This window comes from Amycolatopsis sp. cg13, from assembly GCF_041346965.1.
Taxonomy (GTDB): domain Bacteria; phylum Actinomycetota; class Actinomycetes; order Mycobacteriales; family Pseudonocardiaceae; genus Amycolatopsis.
Genome location: NZ_CP166848.1, coordinates 6,858,855 through 6,875,923 on the forward strand (window position 1 = coordinate 6,858,855; position 17,069 = coordinate 6,875,923).

General features: G+C 67.9%; 16 protein-coding genes and 1 tRNA gene. 7 read left to right on the forward strand and 10 right to left on the reverse strand.

From position 1 onward, the window contains the following. The first annotated feature begins 2 nt into the window (after positions 1 to 2). The 3 genes from AB5I40_RS32220 (at position 3) to AB5I40_RS32230 (ending at position 1,784) form a co-directional block, all read left to right on the forward strand. Positions 3 to 662, forward strand: a complete 660-nt coding sequence (locus tag AB5I40_RS32220; protein WP_116198910.1) for a GNAT family N-acetyltransferase — start codon at positions 3 to 5, stop codon at positions 660 to 662. Between the two features lie 161 nt (positions 663 to 823). Further along, entirely contained in the window at positions 824 to 1,639 is an 816-nt protein-coding gene (glpR, locus tag AB5I40_RS32225; RefSeq protein WP_370933977.1) for a gephyrin-like molybdotransferase receptor GlpR, read from the forward strand. Positions 1,640 to 1,711: 72 nt separating this feature from the next. Then, positions 1,712 to 1,784 (forward strand) — tRNA-Ala (locus AB5I40_RS32230). Positions 1,785 to 1,988: 204 nt separating this feature from the next. Here the strand turns inward: AB5I40_RS32230 and AB5I40_RS32235 are convergent. Continuing rightward, a complete protein-coding gene (locus tag AB5I40_RS32235) occupies positions 1,989 to 3,041 on the reverse strand; it encodes an alpha/beta hydrolase (RefSeq protein ID WP_370933978.1) in 1,053 nt (350 codons plus the stop codon). A gap of 29 nt (positions 3,042 to 3,070) precedes the next feature. Next, positions 3,071 to 4,384 carry a cytochrome P450 gene (locus AB5I40_RS32240; protein WP_370933979.1) on the reverse strand — a complete coding sequence of 438 codons (1,314 nt, stop codon included), beginning with the start codon at positions 4,382 to 4,384 and terminating at the stop codon, positions 3,071 to 3,073. A gap of 166 nt (positions 4,385 to 4,550) precedes the next feature. Here AB5I40_RS32240 and AB5I40_RS32245 point away from each other — a divergent pair, with 166 nt between their 5' ends. Both AB5I40_RS32245 and AB5I40_RS32250 read left to right on the forward strand, forming a co-directional pair. Next, a complete protein-coding gene (locus tag AB5I40_RS32245; RefSeq protein WP_370933980.1) occupies positions 4,551 to 5,366 on the forward strand; it encodes an SAM-dependent methyltransferase in 816 nt (271 codons plus the stop codon). Positions 5,367 to 5,370: 4 nt separating this feature from the next. After that, the gene (locus tag AB5I40_RS32250; RefSeq protein WP_370933981.1) at positions 5,371 to 7,536 is read left to right on the forward strand and encodes a putative bifunctional diguanylate cyclase/phosphodiesterase; all 2,166 of its coding nucleotides are present in this window, start codon (positions 5,371 to 5,373) and stop codon (positions 7,534 to 7,536) included. A 30-nt stretch (positions 7,537 to 7,566) separates the two neighbouring features. On the opposite strand, the gene AB5I40_RS32255 is transcribed toward AB5I40_RS32250, so the two are convergent. The 6 genes from AB5I40_RS32255 to AB5I40_RS32280 form a co-directional block, all read right to left on the reverse strand. Further along, entirely contained in the window at positions 7,567 to 8,337 is a 771-nt protein-coding gene (locus tag AB5I40_RS32255; protein WP_370940657.1) for an ESX secretion-associated protein EspG, read from the reverse strand. 36 nt (positions 8,338 to 8,373) lie between these two features. Beyond that, positions 8,374 to 9,657: a hypothetical protein gene (locus AB5I40_RS32260; protein WP_370933982.1), complete on the reverse strand. Its 1,284-nt coding sequence runs from the start codon at positions 9,655 to 9,657 to the stop codon at positions 8,374 to 8,376. Positions 9,658 to 9,659: 2 nt separating this feature from the next. Further along, positions 9,660 to 10,250: a DUF3558 domain-containing protein gene (locus AB5I40_RS32265; RefSeq protein WP_370933983.1), complete on the reverse strand. Its 591-nt coding sequence runs from the start codon at positions 10,248 to 10,250 to the stop codon at positions 9,660 to 9,662. Positions 10,251 to 10,276: 26 nt separating this feature from the next. Then, complete coding sequence (locus AB5I40_RS32270; RefSeq protein ID WP_370933984.1) at positions 10,277 to 10,723, reverse strand: hypothetical protein; 447 nt, start codon at positions 10,721 to 10,723, stop codon at positions 10,277 to 10,279. A gap of 172 nt (positions 10,724 to 10,895) precedes the next feature. Beyond that, positions 10,896 to 12,656, reverse strand: a complete 1,761-nt coding sequence (locus AB5I40_RS32275) for a chitinase (protein WP_370933985.1) — start codon at positions 12,654 to 12,656, stop codon at positions 10,896 to 10,898. A 68-nt stretch (positions 12,657 to 12,724) separates the two neighbouring features. Next, on the reverse strand, positions 12,725 to 13,189 hold the full coding sequence (locus AB5I40_RS32280; protein WP_370933986.1) for a MarR family winged helix-turn-helix transcriptional regulator: 465 nt from the start codon (positions 13,187 to 13,189) through the stop codon (positions 12,725 to 12,727). Between the two features lie 80 nt (positions 13,190 to 13,269). On the opposite strand from AB5I40_RS32280, the gene AB5I40_RS32285 reads away from it, so the two are divergent. Together AB5I40_RS32285 and AB5I40_RS32290 are read left to right on the forward strand one after the other, a co-directional pair. After that, complete coding sequence (locus AB5I40_RS32285) at positions 13,270 to 14,418, forward strand: MFS transporter (protein ID WP_370933987.1); 1,149 nt, start codon at positions 13,270 to 13,272, stop codon at positions 14,416 to 14,418. Between the two features lie 57 nt (positions 14,419 to 14,475). Next, the gene (locus AB5I40_RS32290) at positions 14,476 to 15,432 is read left to right on the forward strand and encodes a LysR family transcriptional regulator (RefSeq protein ID WP_370933988.1); all 957 of its coding nucleotides are present in this window, start codon (positions 14,476 to 14,478) and stop codon (positions 15,430 to 15,432) included. Here AB5I40_RS32290 and AB5I40_RS32295 read toward each other — a convergent pair. Together AB5I40_RS32295 and AB5I40_RS32300 are read right to left on the reverse strand one after the other, a co-directional pair. Beyond that, positions 15,429 to 16,316 carry a carbohydrate-binding protein gene (locus tag AB5I40_RS32295; protein WP_370933989.1) on the reverse strand — a complete coding sequence of 296 codons (888 nt, stop codon included), beginning with the start codon at positions 16,314 to 16,316 and terminating at the stop codon, positions 15,429 to 15,431. The genes AB5I40_RS32290 and AB5I40_RS32295 overlap by 4 nt on opposite strands. Positions 16,317 to 16,505: 189 nt before the next feature. Then, the gene (locus AB5I40_RS32300) at positions 16,506 to 17,057 is read right to left on the reverse strand and encodes a helix-turn-helix domain-containing protein (RefSeq protein WP_370933990.1); all 552 of its coding nucleotides are present in this window, start codon (positions 17,055 to 17,057) and stop codon (positions 16,506 to 16,508) included. Between the last annotated feature and the right edge of the window lie 12 nt (positions 17,058 to 17,069).

The following is a 17,069-nucleotide window of genomic DNA, read 5'->3' on the forward strand; positions in this document are numbered from 1 at the left end:
CCGTGGCCGCACTCGCCGACTCGGTCGAAAACCGGCACCCGGGCTGGCCCGCCACGCTCGGCCCGCTGCGGATCCCGGCAGGCGTGCTCGCCGTGCGCCCGGTGCGGCTGCGCGACGCGGGCGAGTGGAGCCGCGTCCGGCTGCGCGACCGCGAGCACCTCGAGGAGTGGGAGCCGACCGGGATCGGGCCGTGGGCCGACCGCAACGCGTTCTGGTCGTGGCCGTCGCAGTGGGCGGCGCTGCGCGGGCTGGCGCGGCGGGGCCAGTGCCTGCCGTTCACGATCACGGTGGACGGAAAGTTCGCCGGGCAGATCACTGTCGGTAATGTGATCCGCGCCGCACTCCGGTCGGCCTGGATCGGGTACTGGGTGTCGTCCGAGATCGTCCGGGGAGGCGTGGCCACCGCGGCCGTCGCGCTCGTGACAGATCACGCTTTCGATGTCGCGGGCCTGCACCGGCTGGAAGCGACCGTGCGGCCGGAGAACAACGCCAGCATCCGCGTGCTCACGAAGGCCGGATATCGGCAGGAAGGGCTGTTCGAGCGGTACCTCGACGTGGCCGGCGCATGGCGTGACCACCTGTGTTTCGCCGTGACGAAAGAAGAGACCGGCGACGGCCTGGTGTCCCGCCTGGTGGCCTCCGGGCGCGCCGACCTGGCCTGATGGTGACTACGCGTTCTAAACCGATCACGCGTTACCACATCCTGTGAGATTCACCTAATGCGGTGATGCATTTTCGTGATCGAACCCGGCGAGTCTGCGCCTCCTGTGTGACTGTTGTGGCTAGCGTGACTACAGCAGAGGATCGGGGGAGGTGACGGGAGATGCCCAGTTCGGTGATCATCGTCGCGCTCGCCGCGGCATGGCTCGTCGTTCTCGTGCCCATGGTGGCTCGCAAACGCCAGCAAGTCGCGCGGACGCCAACCTCCGCGCTGGCCGCCCGGGTAGTGCGAAGGGGCAGTGCTCGCAACGAGGGACAGGAGGACGACGCCGTGTCCGACAATGCGAATCCTTCGGTGGAGGATGATCTCGCCGAACTCGAGGCGGAACTCGACGCTGACCTGGACGAAGAGCCCGAACCCGAGCCGGAGCCGCTCCCGCAGCCCGCGCGCGCCGAACGTGCCGCCGCGCCGCGCCGCGAACGCCGCAGCTACCGCCCGGGCCGAGGCGGCTTCGACCCGGAAGCGGCGGAGATCGCGGCCAAGGCCAAGTACGCGTTCCGTCAGCGAGTGGTCGTCATCCTGCTGATCGCCGCCGTCGTCACGGCCGCGATCGCCGGATTCGCGCTGTCGCTCGCCTGGTGGGCACACGCCGCGGTCGACCTCGCCCTCGTCGGCTACCTCGTGTACCTCCGCCGTCAGGTCCGCATCGAGAACGAAATCCGGCAGCGCCGGATGGCCCGCTACTCGACGACGGCTCCTGCTCCTGTTCACGAGGCGTACGACTCTTTCGAGGAGGAAGAGGAAGACGTCGAGGTCGTCGCACCCGAGGTGCCGCGCGACATCGTGGAGCGCAAACCGTCCCCGATGTCCCGCATCCGCCGCCAGGCCGTCGTGGTCGACCTGGACGACGAGGACCCCGCATTCGAGGAACTCGCCGAGCCCACCGCGGGCCCGTACCGCCGGGCCGTCGGAGAGTGACCCCCGCTGTTCGGTGCCTGGAAGGCGCTGCTAAGCTTTCCAAGCACTGAACAACAGGGGCTCACGCTCCTAGGGGCTGTAGCGCAGTTGGTAGCGCGTCTCGTTCGCATCGAGAAGGTCAGGGGTTCGATTCCCCTCAGCTCCACAGTGGATTAAAGGCCCTTTCCGGGATCCGGGAAGGGCCTTTTTCGTGTTGTACAGCAGCGAAGTACCGCAACGGCTCAGGCGACGACGTCGACCAGGCCGCGGCAGGCGATAGAACGCCCCGGGTTCCAGAATGTCGTGCGTGCCTTCTGCCCGCCCGGCTCAGGTCATGCGGAGCCGGGCGGGCAATGCTCGACAGAATGCGTTACTGGCCGATCATGTCGTTCATCCAGCCGGTCACCGCGTCGTGCAGCAGGGGCGCGTTGGGGGCGTAGTTGATCGAGTGTCCGTAGCCTGCCACCACGAACGTCCGTAGTTGGGCCTCGGGCGAGTAGTAGGTGGCTTCGCCCTGCCGCAGGCTTTCCGCGCTGGAGCAGTCGCTGGCCAGCGGGCCGCAGAAGACGTTGTCCTCCTGGCCCATCGCCAGGAATACCGGCACGGTGATCTGCCTGCTGTAGGGCAGCACCAAACCGATCAGGACGGCGTCCACGATCTCGCCGGGCGCGATCAGGTCTTTGTTCGCTTCGTCCTCGTCGATGACCTGCTGGTTGTACGGCGCGGGGTTGTGGAAAGCGTCGTATCGCATGCCTGGCAGCGTGGTCAGGTATCCCGGGTCCAGCCCGGCGACCTTGGACATCCGCGCGTCCAGCACCGCCGGGCTCAGCGCGGCCACCGTGGGCGTCACGGTCAGCGCGGCGACCCGGTGAGTGAATCCGGTGATCACCACGCCGTCGACGTCGTGGAAGGTGCCTGCCTCGATGATCGTGGTGGCCGATCCGAGCGAGTGCCCGACGAGGACGATCTTGTCGAACCTGGGCCCCACCGCGCCGGTCCGCATCGCTTGGATGGCGTGGTGCACCGCGTTGGCTTGGCTGCTCGCGGTCAGCAGGGAGCTCGGCGGTTTGGAGCTGCGTCCGGAGCCGACCCGGTCTATCGCCAGGGTGGCGTATCCCGCGCTGTTCACCGCTTTGCGGAACGACTGGGTGTCTGGCAGGCCGGGCGGGTCGTAGTAGGTCGAGTTGTACGTGCCGCCGGGCACCAGCACCTGCAGGGTGCGGCTGCCGCCGGGCGGGACGCACAGCCTGCCGTACATGGTCTGATCGTTAAGCCCGAGCAGGGGCAGATCCACCAGCGACACGGGGATGTTTAGGTCCTGGCAGGACGCCTCGTCAGCGGACGCCTGCGGTGGGGTGAGCACCGTGCTGACGCACAGCAGAGCCATCGCCGCGGCGACGGCCCGGCGCAAGAGCAAATGCACAAAAACTCCATATTCCGTTGTGTGAACTGCTAATCCCGCGGACGCACCGTCATCGGCATGCCGCGCGGGTAGGCGATGGTCGTGTAGCGCACCCGGACCGGGCCGGCCGGTTCGAGGCGCCACCGCGCGAGGATCGTGGCCAGCCCGATGACCACCTCGGCTCGCGCGAACAGGTGGCCGATGCACTGCCGGATCCCGTTGCCGAACGGGATGAACACCCCGGGCGGCAACGAGCGCACCCGGTCGGTGGACCATCGGTCCGGGTCGAATGCTGCCGGGTGATCCCAGTACCGGGGGTCGGTGTGCATGGCGAGCGGGCTGAACATCACCTCGTCGCCGGGGCGCAGCCGCACCGGGCCGAGGTCGATTTCCTGCTCGGTGCGGCGCATCAGGATCCACAGCGCGTACATCCGCAGCACCTCGCTGACCACCTGCCCGGTGTAGGCCAGCGCGGGCAAGTCGTCGAAGGCGACCGGGCGTCCGCCGAGGACCTGGTCCACCTCGGCTCGCACTCGTTCCGCCATATCGGGATTGCGGCCCAGCTCGTGGCAGGCCCAGGCCAGGATCAGCGCGGTGGCCTCGGTGCCCGCGGTGAGCAGGGTCATCACCTCGTCGTGCACCTGCTCCCGGGTCATCCGCTCGCCGGTCTCGGCGTCCCTTGCCAGCAGCAGCGTGGACAACAGGTCGCCGTGGTCGGTGTCGGGGTCGCGGCCCGCCATCAGTTCCCGCACCACGGCTTTCATGCGCGCGATGGCCTCGTCGAAGCGGCGGTTGAACGGCAGCGGCAGCTTCTCCGCGAAGCCAGGGGAGAGCACCCGGTACATGCCCAGCTGAATGATCAGCGGGATCGAGCGGCGGGCCTCGCGGATGGCTTCCTCGCCCAGTTCGGTGCCGAACAGCGCCTCGCCCACGTTGGTCATGGCAAGGGCTTGCATGTCCGTGTCGATCTGCCGCACCTCGCCTGGCTGCCAGGACCCGGCCATGGCGGCGGTCGCCCGGACCCAGCCCTCGGCGTAGCGGCGCAGGTGCGGCTGGCTGAAGGCGGGCAGCATCAGCTTGCGCTGCCTGCGGTGGAAGGGCCCGTCGGAAAGGGCCAGACCGTTGCCCGCGTACGGGCGGAATTTGCGGAACATGATTCCGCTGCCGAAGCTGGATCCATTTGTCACGAGCACGCGGTGAATAATTTCCGGATTCGTGAGGAAATAGGTGTGCAATGGTCCCAGGAACAGTGTGACCACGTCACCGTGTTCCCGAAGTCCGGCGGTGAATGGGACGGGACGGCGGACCAGCTCGACTGTGTGTCCCAGCAAAGGCCACCGTCCAGGTGCCACCCGGACGGGCACGCGAACTCCTTGACATTGGGGAGAATCGGGAGGCCCGCTATTTTACGATCCATTCAGCGGCACTGGCAGCGCCCGATTGGGTAGTACCTTAACCACGATTGACGGATTAAGTCATCGTGACCAGGGTGAGTATGCTGTTCCGGCTCCCGAACCTATGAGGTGCGCGATGGCGGGTACACGGGACTGGGTCCCGGCCGGAGTAGACACGAGTTCACCGAATGTCGCCCGGATCTACGACTACTGGCTCGGCGGCAGCCACAACTTCGAGACGGACCGCACCACCGCGGACCACCTCGAGGGGACGCTGCCGTGGATCCGGCAGTCGGTCCGGCTCAACCGCGCCTTTCTCGGCCGCGCGGTGCGCTTCATGATCTCCCAAGGCATCCGGCAGTTCCTCGACTTGGGCGCGGGCATCCCCACCGTGGGCAACGTGCACGAGATCGCCCAGCGGGAAGTCCCCGAGACCCGGGTGGTCTACGTCGACAAGGAGGCGGTGGCGGTCGCGCACGGCCAGCTGCTGCTGGCGGGCGACGACCGCACCGCGGTCCTGCACGCGGACGTGCGCGACGTGGCCGGGGTGCTGGACAGCTCGGAGGTCCGGCGGCTGATCGACTTCTCCGAGCCGGTCGGCCTGCTGTGCATGCTGCTGCTGCACTGGATCCCGGACGAGGACGACCCGGCCGGGCTGGTGCGCGCTTACCAGGAACCGCTGGCCCCGGGCAGCCTGGTCGCCTTCACCCACATCAATTCCGACGCGCACCGGGAGTCGTTCGCCGCGGCCAGCGACCAGATGGCACAGCGGCGCGGCGAGGTGCCGCACACCCGGTCCCACGACCAGATTCTGGGCCTGCTGGGCGATTTGGCGCTGGTCGAGCCGGGCCTGGTGGGCTGTGGCAGCTGGCGGCCGGCCGGGCCTACCGACATCGCCGAGGACCCGTCGTGGAACGAACTGATCTATGCAGGTGTGGCGCGGAAGTCGTGAGCCCATGACCGAACCGGACAGACACTCGACCCCGGAACCGTCCGAAGACGGGCGTCGCCAGCGCGGCTTGCTCGCGCGCAAGTGGGCCTACTTGCTGGGCGGGACCGGCTACGTGCCGCTGACGCACGCCAGTTTCGAGACCGAACTGGTCGCGCTTCTGGACGACCTGTGCACCGAGGTGCACGAGAGCGGGCGGAGGCATCCGCCGGGCCGTATCGGTTCGCTGGGGGCCGCGGGCACCCGGCTGGTCGAGCTGAACTGCGCGGGCGGGCAGCCGATCACCGTCACGATGGGCGTGCTGAGCAAGGGAATGCTCGCGCTGCCCGAGTTCCAGCCCGTCGAAGAGTTCGCCGAACGCGTCGTGGGCGTGCTCGGCGCGCTGGCCGCGAGCGTGGTGGCGGCCGCGCAGGACGCCACTCTCGCGCAGCAGGAGAGCCTGAAGATGTCCCTGCTCAAGGCAGTGCGGGACGCCAAGTACGAGTTGCGGACCGCGCAGGCACGGTTCGACGAGGTCGCCACGTCGTCGGCGAGCGGCATCCTGGTCTCCGACCTGGACGGCAAGCTGGTCACCGTGAACGCCGCGGCGGGCGTGATGCTCGGGCACGCGCCGGACGAGCTGACCGGGTCCGACCTGTTCGACCTGGTTCATCCCGATTACGCGCCGGTTCTGCGCGAGGACTACCGCGCGCTGCTGGCCGGCAAGGTCGAGCGGATCAAGCAGTCGCAGCGGTTGCTGCATCACGACGGCGAGGCCGTTTCGGTGTCGTTGACCGCCTCGCTGCTGCACGGCACCGGGGACGAGCCCAGTCACTTCGTCACCGTGGTCGAGGACGGCACCGAGTTGTTCCTGCTGCAGAAGGAACTCAGCCGCCAAGCCCTGCACGACGTGCTCACCGGCCTGCCCAACCGGCAGTGCTTCAACACGCGGATGGAGACCGTGCTGGGCGAGGCCGACCCGGAGCTTGGCGTGACGCTCCTGCGGCTGGAGCTGGACGCTTTCGCAGTGGTGCGCAATGGCCTCGGCGAGCGCGCGGCCGAACAGCTGCTGATCACTGTGTCGCGACGGCTGAAGTCCGTGCTGGCAAAGGAGAAAGCCCTTGTCTCCCGGTTCGGCGACGCGGAGTTCGCGGTGCTGGTGGAGAACGCGCCGGACACCCCGCCGCCAGTGCGCCTGGTGCACGAGCTGCGTCAGGAGCTGGCCGAACCGACCTATGTGGACGGTCACGGGCTGGCCCTGTCGATCAGTGTCGGAGCGGTCAGCCGGACCGCCGACGGCCGCGACGCCGCCGATCTGCTGCGCGAGTCCCATCAGGCACTGCGCCGGGCCAAGGCCAACGGGCACGGGCAGTGGGAGCTGTCGCATCCCGAGCAGAACCGGATGGACCGCAAGACCGACGAGCTGGCCGCGGTCATGCCGGGCGCCTTCGAGCACGGGGATGTGCGGGAGCGGTACCGGCCGCTGATGCGCTTGGCCGACGGCGCGGTGCACGGTGTGGAGGTGCTGCTCAGCTGGGATCCGCCCGGCGCTGGCGCGCTGTCCGACGAGCGTTGCCGCAGCCTGGCCGAGACCACCGGGCTGATGCTGCCGATGGGCGAGTGGTTGCTGAACACCGCCTGCAAACAGGTCGGGTGGTGGCGGCAACGACTTGATCGCGACCTGCGGCTGCTGGTCAGCCTGAGCTCGCACCAAGCGGCGGACACGGATCTGCTCACCCGGGTGGTCGGCGTGCTGGAGGAGACGCGCTTCCCGGCCGAGCGGTTGCTGGTCGAGCTTCCCATGCTGGCTTTGGCCGCCGATCTCGGCGAGTCCAGGGACAATCTGGCGGAACTGTCCGGACTGGGCGTGCGGCCGGTGATCAGTGTCAGCGGACTGGGCGACGGCGCGCTGGCCGCGCTGGTCGACCTGCCGGTGTACGGCGTGCGGCTGGACTGCGGGCTGCTGGACGGGGTCGCGCCGGACTCGCCGGTGGTGGATCTGTTTCGGGAGCTGCCGGGCTTGGCGCATCGGGTCGGGGCGGAGGTGATCGTGGACGGGTTGAGCACTGCGGAGCGGGAGAGATTCTGGCGGGATGCTGGGGCTGAGCTGGCGCTGGGTGCGCATTGCGGGGAGTCTTGCCGTCCGGAGGAGCTGGCGGCTGCTTTCGGGGACTCTGGTTGGCGGAAAGGCTAGACAGTTGGCTAAGCGTGCTTTTCCGCCCGATCAGCCGCAGAGCGAACCGAGGGTGTTTTCGAGCGCGCTGGTGAGGTAATCGGCGGTACCGGGGCCGCAGGCGATGGCCACGTCGCCGTGCGGTCCGTCCAGCAGATAGGTGAGGACTCTGCCGTGGTCGAGGCTGTCCACGGCGGTCAACGGCATGCTGGCGCTACGGGTACCGGCGGACCGGGCGGCGACGAACAACTGGTGGCTGGCGGCCCTTCGCGACTCCATCAAGGTGCGGAGCCGGTCCTCGGGCGAGGTGATGGTGTAGTCGCTGCTGGTGTCCAATGTGTACGAATCGCTGACCCTGCCCCGGTCGTATTCGGCTTTCGGGACGGTGAATTCGGTGATCGTGGCGGCCGGGAAATCGGGCAATTGTTCGATGACCGCGCGGATCAACTGGTTCGCGCCGATTGTCGTCAAGGTGAGCAGATCGTCCTCAACAGCGGCGAGGACGGCGTTGCGGCCGGTGCGGACCGCGAGCAGCGCGCGGTCCCGGTCTCCGCTGCTGGACCAGCCGTAGCATTCGGCTTCGGCGTTGGCGACCGCCAGCATCAGGTCGCGGAACTCCGCGGTGACTCTGTCGGTACGCAAGTCGAAGAAGCCGGGCTCGGCCAGAACCTGACGGGTCAAGGTGTCCAAGCGCATGGCGGCATCTTTTTCGACCCACACATCCACGACGCCCAGAACCGGATGTGCCGGGCCGATCTGTTCCCATTCCCAGGCTTTCGCGACCGCCAGGCGCGGGACGGTCACCGGGGCGTCGAGCAGCATCACGTTGTTGTTCCCCCCACTGCCGTTCGATGCTCGCTATTCGCCGATGACCGGCGGCGTCGCTCTGCCGTCGTAGCCGAACAACGAGTTCGGGTCGGCCTCCTGCAAGTAGGACGCGGCTTTCTTCTCTTCGTCCGCTTCGCCTTTGCCGCCTTTTCCCGCGCCGCCGGCCATGGGCATGCCGTTGGTTCCTTTGGCACCGGGCGCACCCGCGCTAGGCCCGCCGCGCATCCCGCGCTCCGGCTCGCCGAACCGGTTGGTCCCGGTCGACTTCCCCGCCTCGCCGGGGCCGCCAGGTCCGCCGCCGCGCGCGGAGGCGCCGGGACGGCTGACGCCAGCGCTGGGTGTTCCCGTTCCGCCGACGGGTCCGAAGGACCCGGGCATGCCGGTGAGCTGGCCGGGATTGGGGTAGCCGCTGGAACCGCCGGGAGCGTAGCCGGAACTGGAGCCGCTGGGCCCGAACTGCACCGGGGTGCGGTCCATGCCGGGGGAACCGGGCGGGACGTAGCCGGAAGTGCCGGTGCTGTCGTCGCCGTGCGAGACCGGGGGCGCATAGGCCGGAGGCTGGCTGTCACCGGGAAGGGTGCTGTGCCAAAGAGGCATGGTGCTCAGTCCGGGCGGAGCCGCTGCTGCTGGGCCGGGCTGATCGGTCGGACGGTAGGCGTCGGGTCGGTGGACAGGCGGCGTGGTGACCTGCGGCCGGTGCTGCTCCGGTGTGCCGCTCTGGCCGGGGTCTTCGGCCGGTGCCAGGTGGTAGGTGCCGTCCGCGGAATCGGGGACCTGTCCGTAGTCGATGGGCATTTTCCGGGCGTGGCCGTCGCTGGTTCCGGTGAACCCCTGATACACGGCGTTATTCTGCTCGACGGCCGCGTTGCGCGCGTTGATCTGCTTCTCGTTGTCGGTGTCCCAGGGGGTGAGCACGTCCCACGCTGAACGGCTTGGCGGGTCGTCGGAGACGTCCTGCAGCGAATCTCGAGCCGAGGTGAACGCGTGCGACTGGTCGGCGAGAGTGGACTGGCTGTCGTGCAGCGCCACCGACGCGGACGCCGCGACATCCGCCAGCGGGCGCAGCGATCCCCTTGCCGCGTCTCCGCTCTGTCCTGACCAGGCGCTTTCCAGCCGGCCCACGGTTGTCAGAGTGTCGGATTCGATGCCGTGCTGCTCGGCGGACTGGAGTGCCGCGGCGTGCTGCGCCCGTCCGAGACTGTCCGGCCCTGGGCCCGCTTTCACCCGTCGCACGAGTTCGCCGGGCAGGATGATGAGGCCTTCGGCCTGCATGTGCTTCAGGACCGCCAGATACCCGTCGGTCAACGACGACATGCTCACGCGCCGCCCTTCAGCGTGGTGACGGCCAGGTCGGCGACGTGCTGGGCGTCCTGGCAGGGATCGGCGCCTTTCCCCGCTTGAGAATCGGCCAGTTTCACATCCACCTCGAAAGCGGCGTCGTCGGCGATGCCGATCGCGACGCTGCATCGGCCGGTCGGCCGGTCGTCGGTCGGCCCGTAAGCCACCGCGGGGTAGCCCTGCACAGGCGCGAGTTCTTCGAAGAAGCCTTCGTTCTTCTTCGCGTAGACGTGGCCGAGACCGTCTTTCCACGCGTACACGAGTTGCACGCCGATGCCTGAGCCGCGGCTCGGATTCGACCACCGGCATTGTTTGGCGACCCCGGTGTCCTGCGCCGGCTGTACATCGGGCGATACACCGGAGAACAACGTCTTGACCTGTGCATCGGTCAGCACCTTGCAGGGGTCGCCTTGGACGAGAGACGCCGGCAACGGACTCGCGACCCTGGGAACCTCTGAAGAGGGCTGCTGTACGTCGCTGCTCGGCGATCCGGTGCTGGGCAAGGGATCGGGTTTCCCCCCGTTGCCGCCGCAGGCAGCCAGTCCGGCGGCCAGCAGCAGCGCGAGCAAGGGAGCGCGGAAACGGATCGAACGCATCAGAAGCGTCCCTCGCCCTGCTGGCCGATGTCCCGGCCGGCCTGCTGGTCGTGTGCGTCGTGGATGCCCAGCGCGTCTTTCATCTTCTGGATGATCGAGCCGAGGTATGCGCTTTGCCGCATCAGGTGGCCGCGATAGTAGTTCCCGGAGTTGTTGCTGGCGTCGGTGTTCCGCAGCGAGGCCGGGTCCTTTCCCGGCGGGGTGATGGTCCACATCGGGACGGCCTTTTCGATCTGGGAATCGATGCGCGTCCGCAAGTTCTGAAGGTTCTTGAGCTCGGCGGCCATCGCGTCCTTGCTCAGGTAAAAGCCGGGTGCGCCGCCGCCGGAGGAACCACCGCCGGTTCTGGACGTGCCGTCGGCGAGGAAAAACCGCGCTCCCGCGAGTGCCCCGGCGAGCGTCCCGAGGGCACCGGTACCGCCGGACGGCGTCATTTGCTCAGCCATCTGCATCCTCCCCTTGCGTGGCTGCTCGAACCATAGCTTCGCCAGGCGGGACCGGTGGTATTCAGCCGGAAATCGGAATATGCCGTCGTGCTTGAGGGCTAATCGGGTTAACGGGCTCCGGCGTCGATTATTGGCATCCGGCTAAATCTTCGGGAGAACCCCGCGTCTGTGCTCAGCCGAGGCCGTCCAGGAATGGGCGGTGTGCGTTCTGGAACGCCCACCCGTAATACCGATCCCAGTTAACCGACCAAGTCATCAACCCTCGCAACGCAGGCGACGGCCCACCCCGCAAGGTGTACGAGCCGCAGCCGGTTCCGTGGGCTAGGCAGGTTACTGCGGTGTGGACCTCATCAGGGGAGACGTAGCCGTTTCCTGCGCTGACAGCCGCGGGGAGGCCGACGGCGATCTGGTCTTCTCGGAGCCCTGGGAAGGTCTGGCCGGTGTTCGCGACCTTGAACCCGGACTTCAGCATATCCGTCATCGCGATCAGGAAATCCGCGCCGCCCATGGTGTGGTACTGGTTGTCCAGGCCCATGACCGGGCCGGAGTTGTAGTCCTGGACGTGCAGCACCGTCAGCGAGTCGCGCAAGGCGTAGATGACCGGCAGGTACGCGCCAGTGCGGCTGTCGCCCCCGCCAGCACCGCCGTAGAACTGGTAGCCCACCTGGACGAAGAAGGTTTCGGGGGCCATCGTCAGGACGAATTTGGCTCCGTAGCGGGCTTTCAGGGTCTTCAAAGCCGAGATCAGGTTGACGATCACCGGTGTGGTCGGGTTGTGGAAGTCGGTGTCGCCCGAGTTCAGGGACAGGGACTGGCTTTCGAAGTCGACGTCCAGACCGTCCAAGCCGTATTTGTCGATGATCGCCGCGACGGAGTTGACGAAGTTGTCGCGGGCGGCGGTGCTCGTCAGTTGGACTTCGCCGTTTTGGCCGCCGATCGAGATCAGGACCTTCTTGCCTTGCGCCTGCTTCGCGCGGATGGCCGCGATGAAGTCCGCGTCGCTTTCCACGCCTGGGCATTCGGTGGTCGAGCAGCGGTTGAAGCGGACGTCGCCGGAGGTCACCGACGTTGGTTCGGCGAAGGCTAGGTCGATGATGTCCCACGCGTTCGGGACGTCGGCGAGCTTCAGGTACCCGGAGCCGTTCGCGAAGCTTGCGTGGACGTAGCCGATCAGTGCGTGTTTTGGCAGGCCGGCGCTGGTGCAGCCGCTGGTGGTCGCGGAAGCTGCGGGGGTGTGCGCGGATTCGGCCTTGTCGTTGTAGGCGGTCACCGAGTAGCTGTGCGAGGTGCAGGCGGTGAGGCTGGAGAGCGTCGTGGACGTTCCGGTCACCGTGGCACGCAGGGTGTTGTCTTCGTAGACGCGGTAGCCGGTGACCGTGCCTGCGGCCGCGCCCCAGCTCAGGGCGATCGACGTGTCGGTGACGGTGCCGACGGTGGGGGTTCCCGGGACGCCTGGTGCGCCGGGGGTGTCGCCGCCGGGGCCGTCTAGGACTACGTCGTCTGCGTAGTACGTGCTGGCGCCGTACCAGCCGTGCAGGTACAGCTCGGCGGACGTCTGGCTCGCGGTGGTGGTGAAGGACAGCGAGAGCTGGCTGTACGTGGAAGCGTTCGTCCAAGTGGAGGAGCCGCCGGTGACGCCCAGGTACACCGGTGCGCCTTGGACCCAGGCGGAGACCGAGTAGGTCGTGCTCGGGCGCACGGACACTGTTTGGGTGCATTGGCCCTGGTCGGAAGCGCCGGGGGTGACGGCCAGGGCGTAACTCCCCGAGTGCACCGGCGTCTTCACGGCCGCGCCTGCCGGGCACGTCCAGCCGGAGGTCGAACCGGCTTCGAAACCGGGGTTGGCGAGCAGGTTCGCTGCCTGCGCGGGGCCGCCGACGACAAGTCCGGCGGCGGCTAGCAGGAGCACGACGAGGAAACGAGCACGCTTCATTGCGGTTCCTCCGGTCCGACGTGACCCCCGATCGATATTGTCTAGACCACTTGCCGAGTTGTCCAGACCTATTCGACCGACGAAAGTCGGCTTTCCGGGGAAGGGTCGCCTCGGGCCGTGCTGTCCGGAGTCAGGGCGCGGAGCAGTTCGCGCAGGGATTCCTGTTGCGCGGGGCTGAGCGGTGCAAGTGGGGAGCGCGCGTCCAGGTGGCGCAGTGCTTCGGTGCGACGGCGTTTGCCCGCGGGGGTCAGCACGATCTGCTTGGCCCGGCGGTCCGCGGGGTGCGGCTGACGCTGGATCAGGTCCTGCTCTTCGAGCCGATCCAGGACGAAGGTGGCGTTCGAGGCCTCGCACACCATCCGGGCGGCCAGTTCGCGGGCGGTGATCGGCTCGGACAGTTCGCGCAACGCGATCACCTGGCTGGGCGTCAGGCCCATCTGCTCGGCCACGCGGCGCACGTGGACGTCCAGCGTGTGCGCGAGGTGGTGGACCAGCTTGCATACGTCGCGGTCCACGCCCGGAGTCCCTGCCATGCCCCGCAGTCTAGCGGAACTGATTCGAGCTGTGATAGTTCTAGTTCGAATCATTCGAACTAGAACTACTGTGGGATGCCGTGCCGCTCTCGGTTTTTTCCTTGCTGCTCGTAGTTTTCAGTCTCACCACCGGCGAGTTCGTGATCGCCGGGATCCTGCCCGACGTCGCCGCCGGGCTGTCGGTCTCCGTGGGCTCGGCTGGACTGCTCGTCACCGCCTACGCGATCGGGATGATCGTCGGCGGCCCGCTGGTCACGCTCGCTACCGCGCGGGTCCCGCGCAAGCCGCTCATCGCCGGGTTGATCGTGGTGTCCATGGTGGGCAACCTGGGATCGGCGTTCGCTCCTGGCTACGCGCTCGCGGTGGTGTCGCGGTTCGTCGCCGGGCTGGTGGTGGCGACGTTCTTCGCGGTCGCGATCGCGACTGTGGTGTCGATGGCGCCGCCGGGAAAGGCGGTTTCGACCATCGCGAAGGTGACCATGGGGTTGAACCTGGGCATCGTCGCGGGCAGTCCGCTCGGCACCGTTCTCGGCCACCATCTCGGCTGGCGGGCGACTTTCGAGGCGGTCGCGGTGGTCAGCGGGATCGCGCTGCTGCTGGTGCTGCGGTTCGTTCCCGCGCAGGCCGCGGCCGGTTCGGTGCGCGGGGAGTTGCGGGTGCTGGCCGATCGAAACGTCTGGCAGGCGATCGGCCTGACCGTGCTCGGCAACGTGGGCGTGGTGACCGTTTTTACGTATATCGCGCCGTTGCTCACGGACGTCAGTGGATTCAGCAGCGATCTACTCCCCGTGCTGCTGGTTCTTTACGGGGTCGGCGCGGTCGCGGGCAACTACCTCGGCGGTCGTTGGGCGGACAAGGCGCTGCTGCCGTCGCTGGCCTGGATGCTGGCAGCGCTGGTCGTGGCACTGGCGGCGGCTTGGCTGGGCAGTCCGGTCAAACCGGTGATGATCGGGTTGGTTTTCGTGCTCGGGATGCTGGCCTTCGGGATCGTTCCGGGAATGCAAGCGCGGGTGATCGCGGCGGGGAGCAGTGCTCCGACGTTGGCGGTGGCGGTCAACGCGTCCGGGTTCCAGCTGGCCACCGCGGTCGCCGGGCTGCTGGGCGGACAGGTGATCACCCGTGCGCCACAGTCGATTTATCTGCTGGCCGCGGTCCTTACCGCGGCTGGCCTGGGCATCGCGTTGTACTCGCTTCGCCGGGAGCGACTGAGTACCGACTCGCGTCGGTAATTCCTCACGATCTTCGGCGTTACAGTGACCAGGCGAGGGGTTGCGGCCGGAGGAGTCATGGAGCTGGAACTGCGCCACCTGCGCGCACTCGTGGCCATCGCTGACGCGCACAGTCTCGTTCGCGCGGCCAAGGCGCTGCACGTTTCGCAGCCGGCGTTGTCCGGGTTGCTGCGGCGGGTCGAACGGTCGGTCGGCGGGAGTCTGTTCGCCCGGTCGCCGACGGGGTGTGTGCCGACGGCGCTCGGGGAGGACGTTGTCGCGGACGCGCGTGCGGTGCTGGCTGGGATGTCCGCGCTGACTGAGCGGGCCGGTGCGCGGCGGGAGTCGGCTGGGGCGGTGCGGATCGGCGGGTACAGCGGGTTTCTGCATCTCTCGTTGGCGAGGTGGTTGCGGGATCAGCCGTGGTGTCCGGCGGTTCGGGTGCATGAGGAGCAGGACGAGGCCCGTACGGTGGCGGCGCTCGCGGACGGCGAACTTGACCTCGCGCTCGTTTACCTTGCGCCGCTTCCGGATCGGATCGTTCCGGACGACGTCGAGAGTGTCGTGATCCAGGCGCGGGAGCCAGTTTTCGTGATTCTGGCTGAAGATCATCCGCTGGCCTCGGGCGAGGACATCTCGCTGGAGGAGCTTGCCGCGTATCCCTGGGCGGACGATCCGCCGTGGACGACTCGGTGGTCGGCGTATCTGCAGGAAGTCTGCCGGCAGCGAGGGGTCGTGCTCGATCAGCCGCATCGGCCGCAGTGTCTGGCCACCTTGTTGGACCTGGTGCGCGAGGGGATGGCGGTCGCGCCGGCGTTGGCGACTCGGGAGGATCGGCAGGGCGGGATCGTGGTGCGGGCGATCGAGGACGCGCCGCTGTGGCAGGAGCTGCGGTTGTGTTACCGGCAGGGTACGGCGGTCGCGGACCGGATCGGCGAGATATCTCAGAAGGTGGCCGGTGACTACGCCAACCGGCAGGGGTGCAGTGCCGCGTTCGACCGCTGGTGGCACGCACTCCTGCCGGCCGGGGCCTAGACGGTGACGCGCCAGTTGCTGTTCGGCGTCGGCACCTCGAACTGCAGTGACGAGCAGCTGTAATCGCTGGGGTTCGGGTTGGCGGTCGGCTGCAACGGCGAGTTCGACTCCGTCGCGGGCGTCCACTGGCCGCCGATGCGCAGCTGCAGCTGGCTGGATTCGAAGACCTTGCCCTTCGCGTCCGAGCAGTAGTACGCCTGGCCGGTCGACGGGTCGACGGTCGAGTACAGCTCGAAGATGTCCCAGCCCTCGTTGAGCGTGCTCTGGTCGCTGCCGCTTTGGCTGAACAGGTCGTCCCACTTGCCGGTCTTCACGTTGTAGAGCGAAGCCGTCCAGCTGTTGGCGCCCGCGTCGGTCTGGACTTCCTGGACAGTGAACGCCGGATGTCCGTCCACTGTGGACGTGTAATTGGACAGGAACGAGCTGTCCAGCGGGACGACCTTCGCGGGTCCGACTGTCCCGCACCAGTCCCAAGCCCAGACCTGGCCGCCCTGGTCGAGCCCGTACGCGGTGACGACTTCGATGCAGGAATGGCCGGTGGGCTTGACGGTCGGGGCGTAAACGACGTCCGCGCTGTTCGAGAGGCGGAGGTCTGGGACGACACTGTGCGTGACGAGAATTCCGTCCGCGCCGGTGGACAGCTGCGGTTCGGGGCCCCAGAAGGTGTGCGCTTGTGCGTCGAGCCGCGGCTTGACGCTGCGGCCGGATTTTTCGCGGCGCAGCTTGAGGAACTTGTCCGCCGCGGTTCCGGCGGCGGCTTTCGCGGCGGCACCGGTCAGCCCGGGCACTACCCCGCTGTCCGGCGCCGCGGAGACCGGCGGGCTGCCGGCGACGACAGCCGCGGCCGTCAGGGCGGAAGTGAGCAGGGCAAAGAGTTTCCGCATCGATGCATCTCCTCGTCGTAGGCGAAGGAAACGCGCGGAGGGAAAAAGGTGTCCGTCCGCGGGACACGGATGTTAAGTCGGAATTTTTGGTGCCAGGCACCGACTTTCGACGGTGTGTTCCGATCAGTGCAGCTCAGCGAGGGCATAGGTTTTCCCGGGCGCCGCGGGTTATGCCGCCAACTGGAGTAATCAGCGCGGCTTGGCCCGGACGCGGATGCGTTCGCCCTGCTTGCCGAACAGGCTGAGGATTTCGACCGGACCGTCGCCGGTGCTGCCGAACCAATGCGGAATCCGGGTGTCGAATTCGGCGACCTCGCCTGCCTTGAGGACGACGTCGTGCTCGCCGAGCACGAGCCTGCCCTTGCCGCTGAGCACGCAGAACCACTCGTGGCCGGGGTGTGTGCGAGGAGCGGGTTCGCATGGGGTGGCGTCGAAGATCATTTTGAGCGACTGCAGCTGGCCGGGTTGCCGGGTGAGCGGCACGACGGTCCGGTCGCCGCGGGTGACCGGTTGCAGCGGGGAGGTGCCGATGAGTTCGTCGATCGGGATCCGGTGGGCGCGGGAAATAGGGAGAAGGAGTTCGAGGGTGGCCTTGCGCCGGCCGGATTCGAGGCGGGAGAGGGTGCTGATGGAGATGCCGGTGGCGGTCGACAGCTCGTCCAAGGTGCAGTTCCGCTGCCGCCGGAAGAGCCGGAGCCGGGGGCCGATCTCGGCGATGATGTCCTCCACGCGAACCAGCATGACACTCCTAGC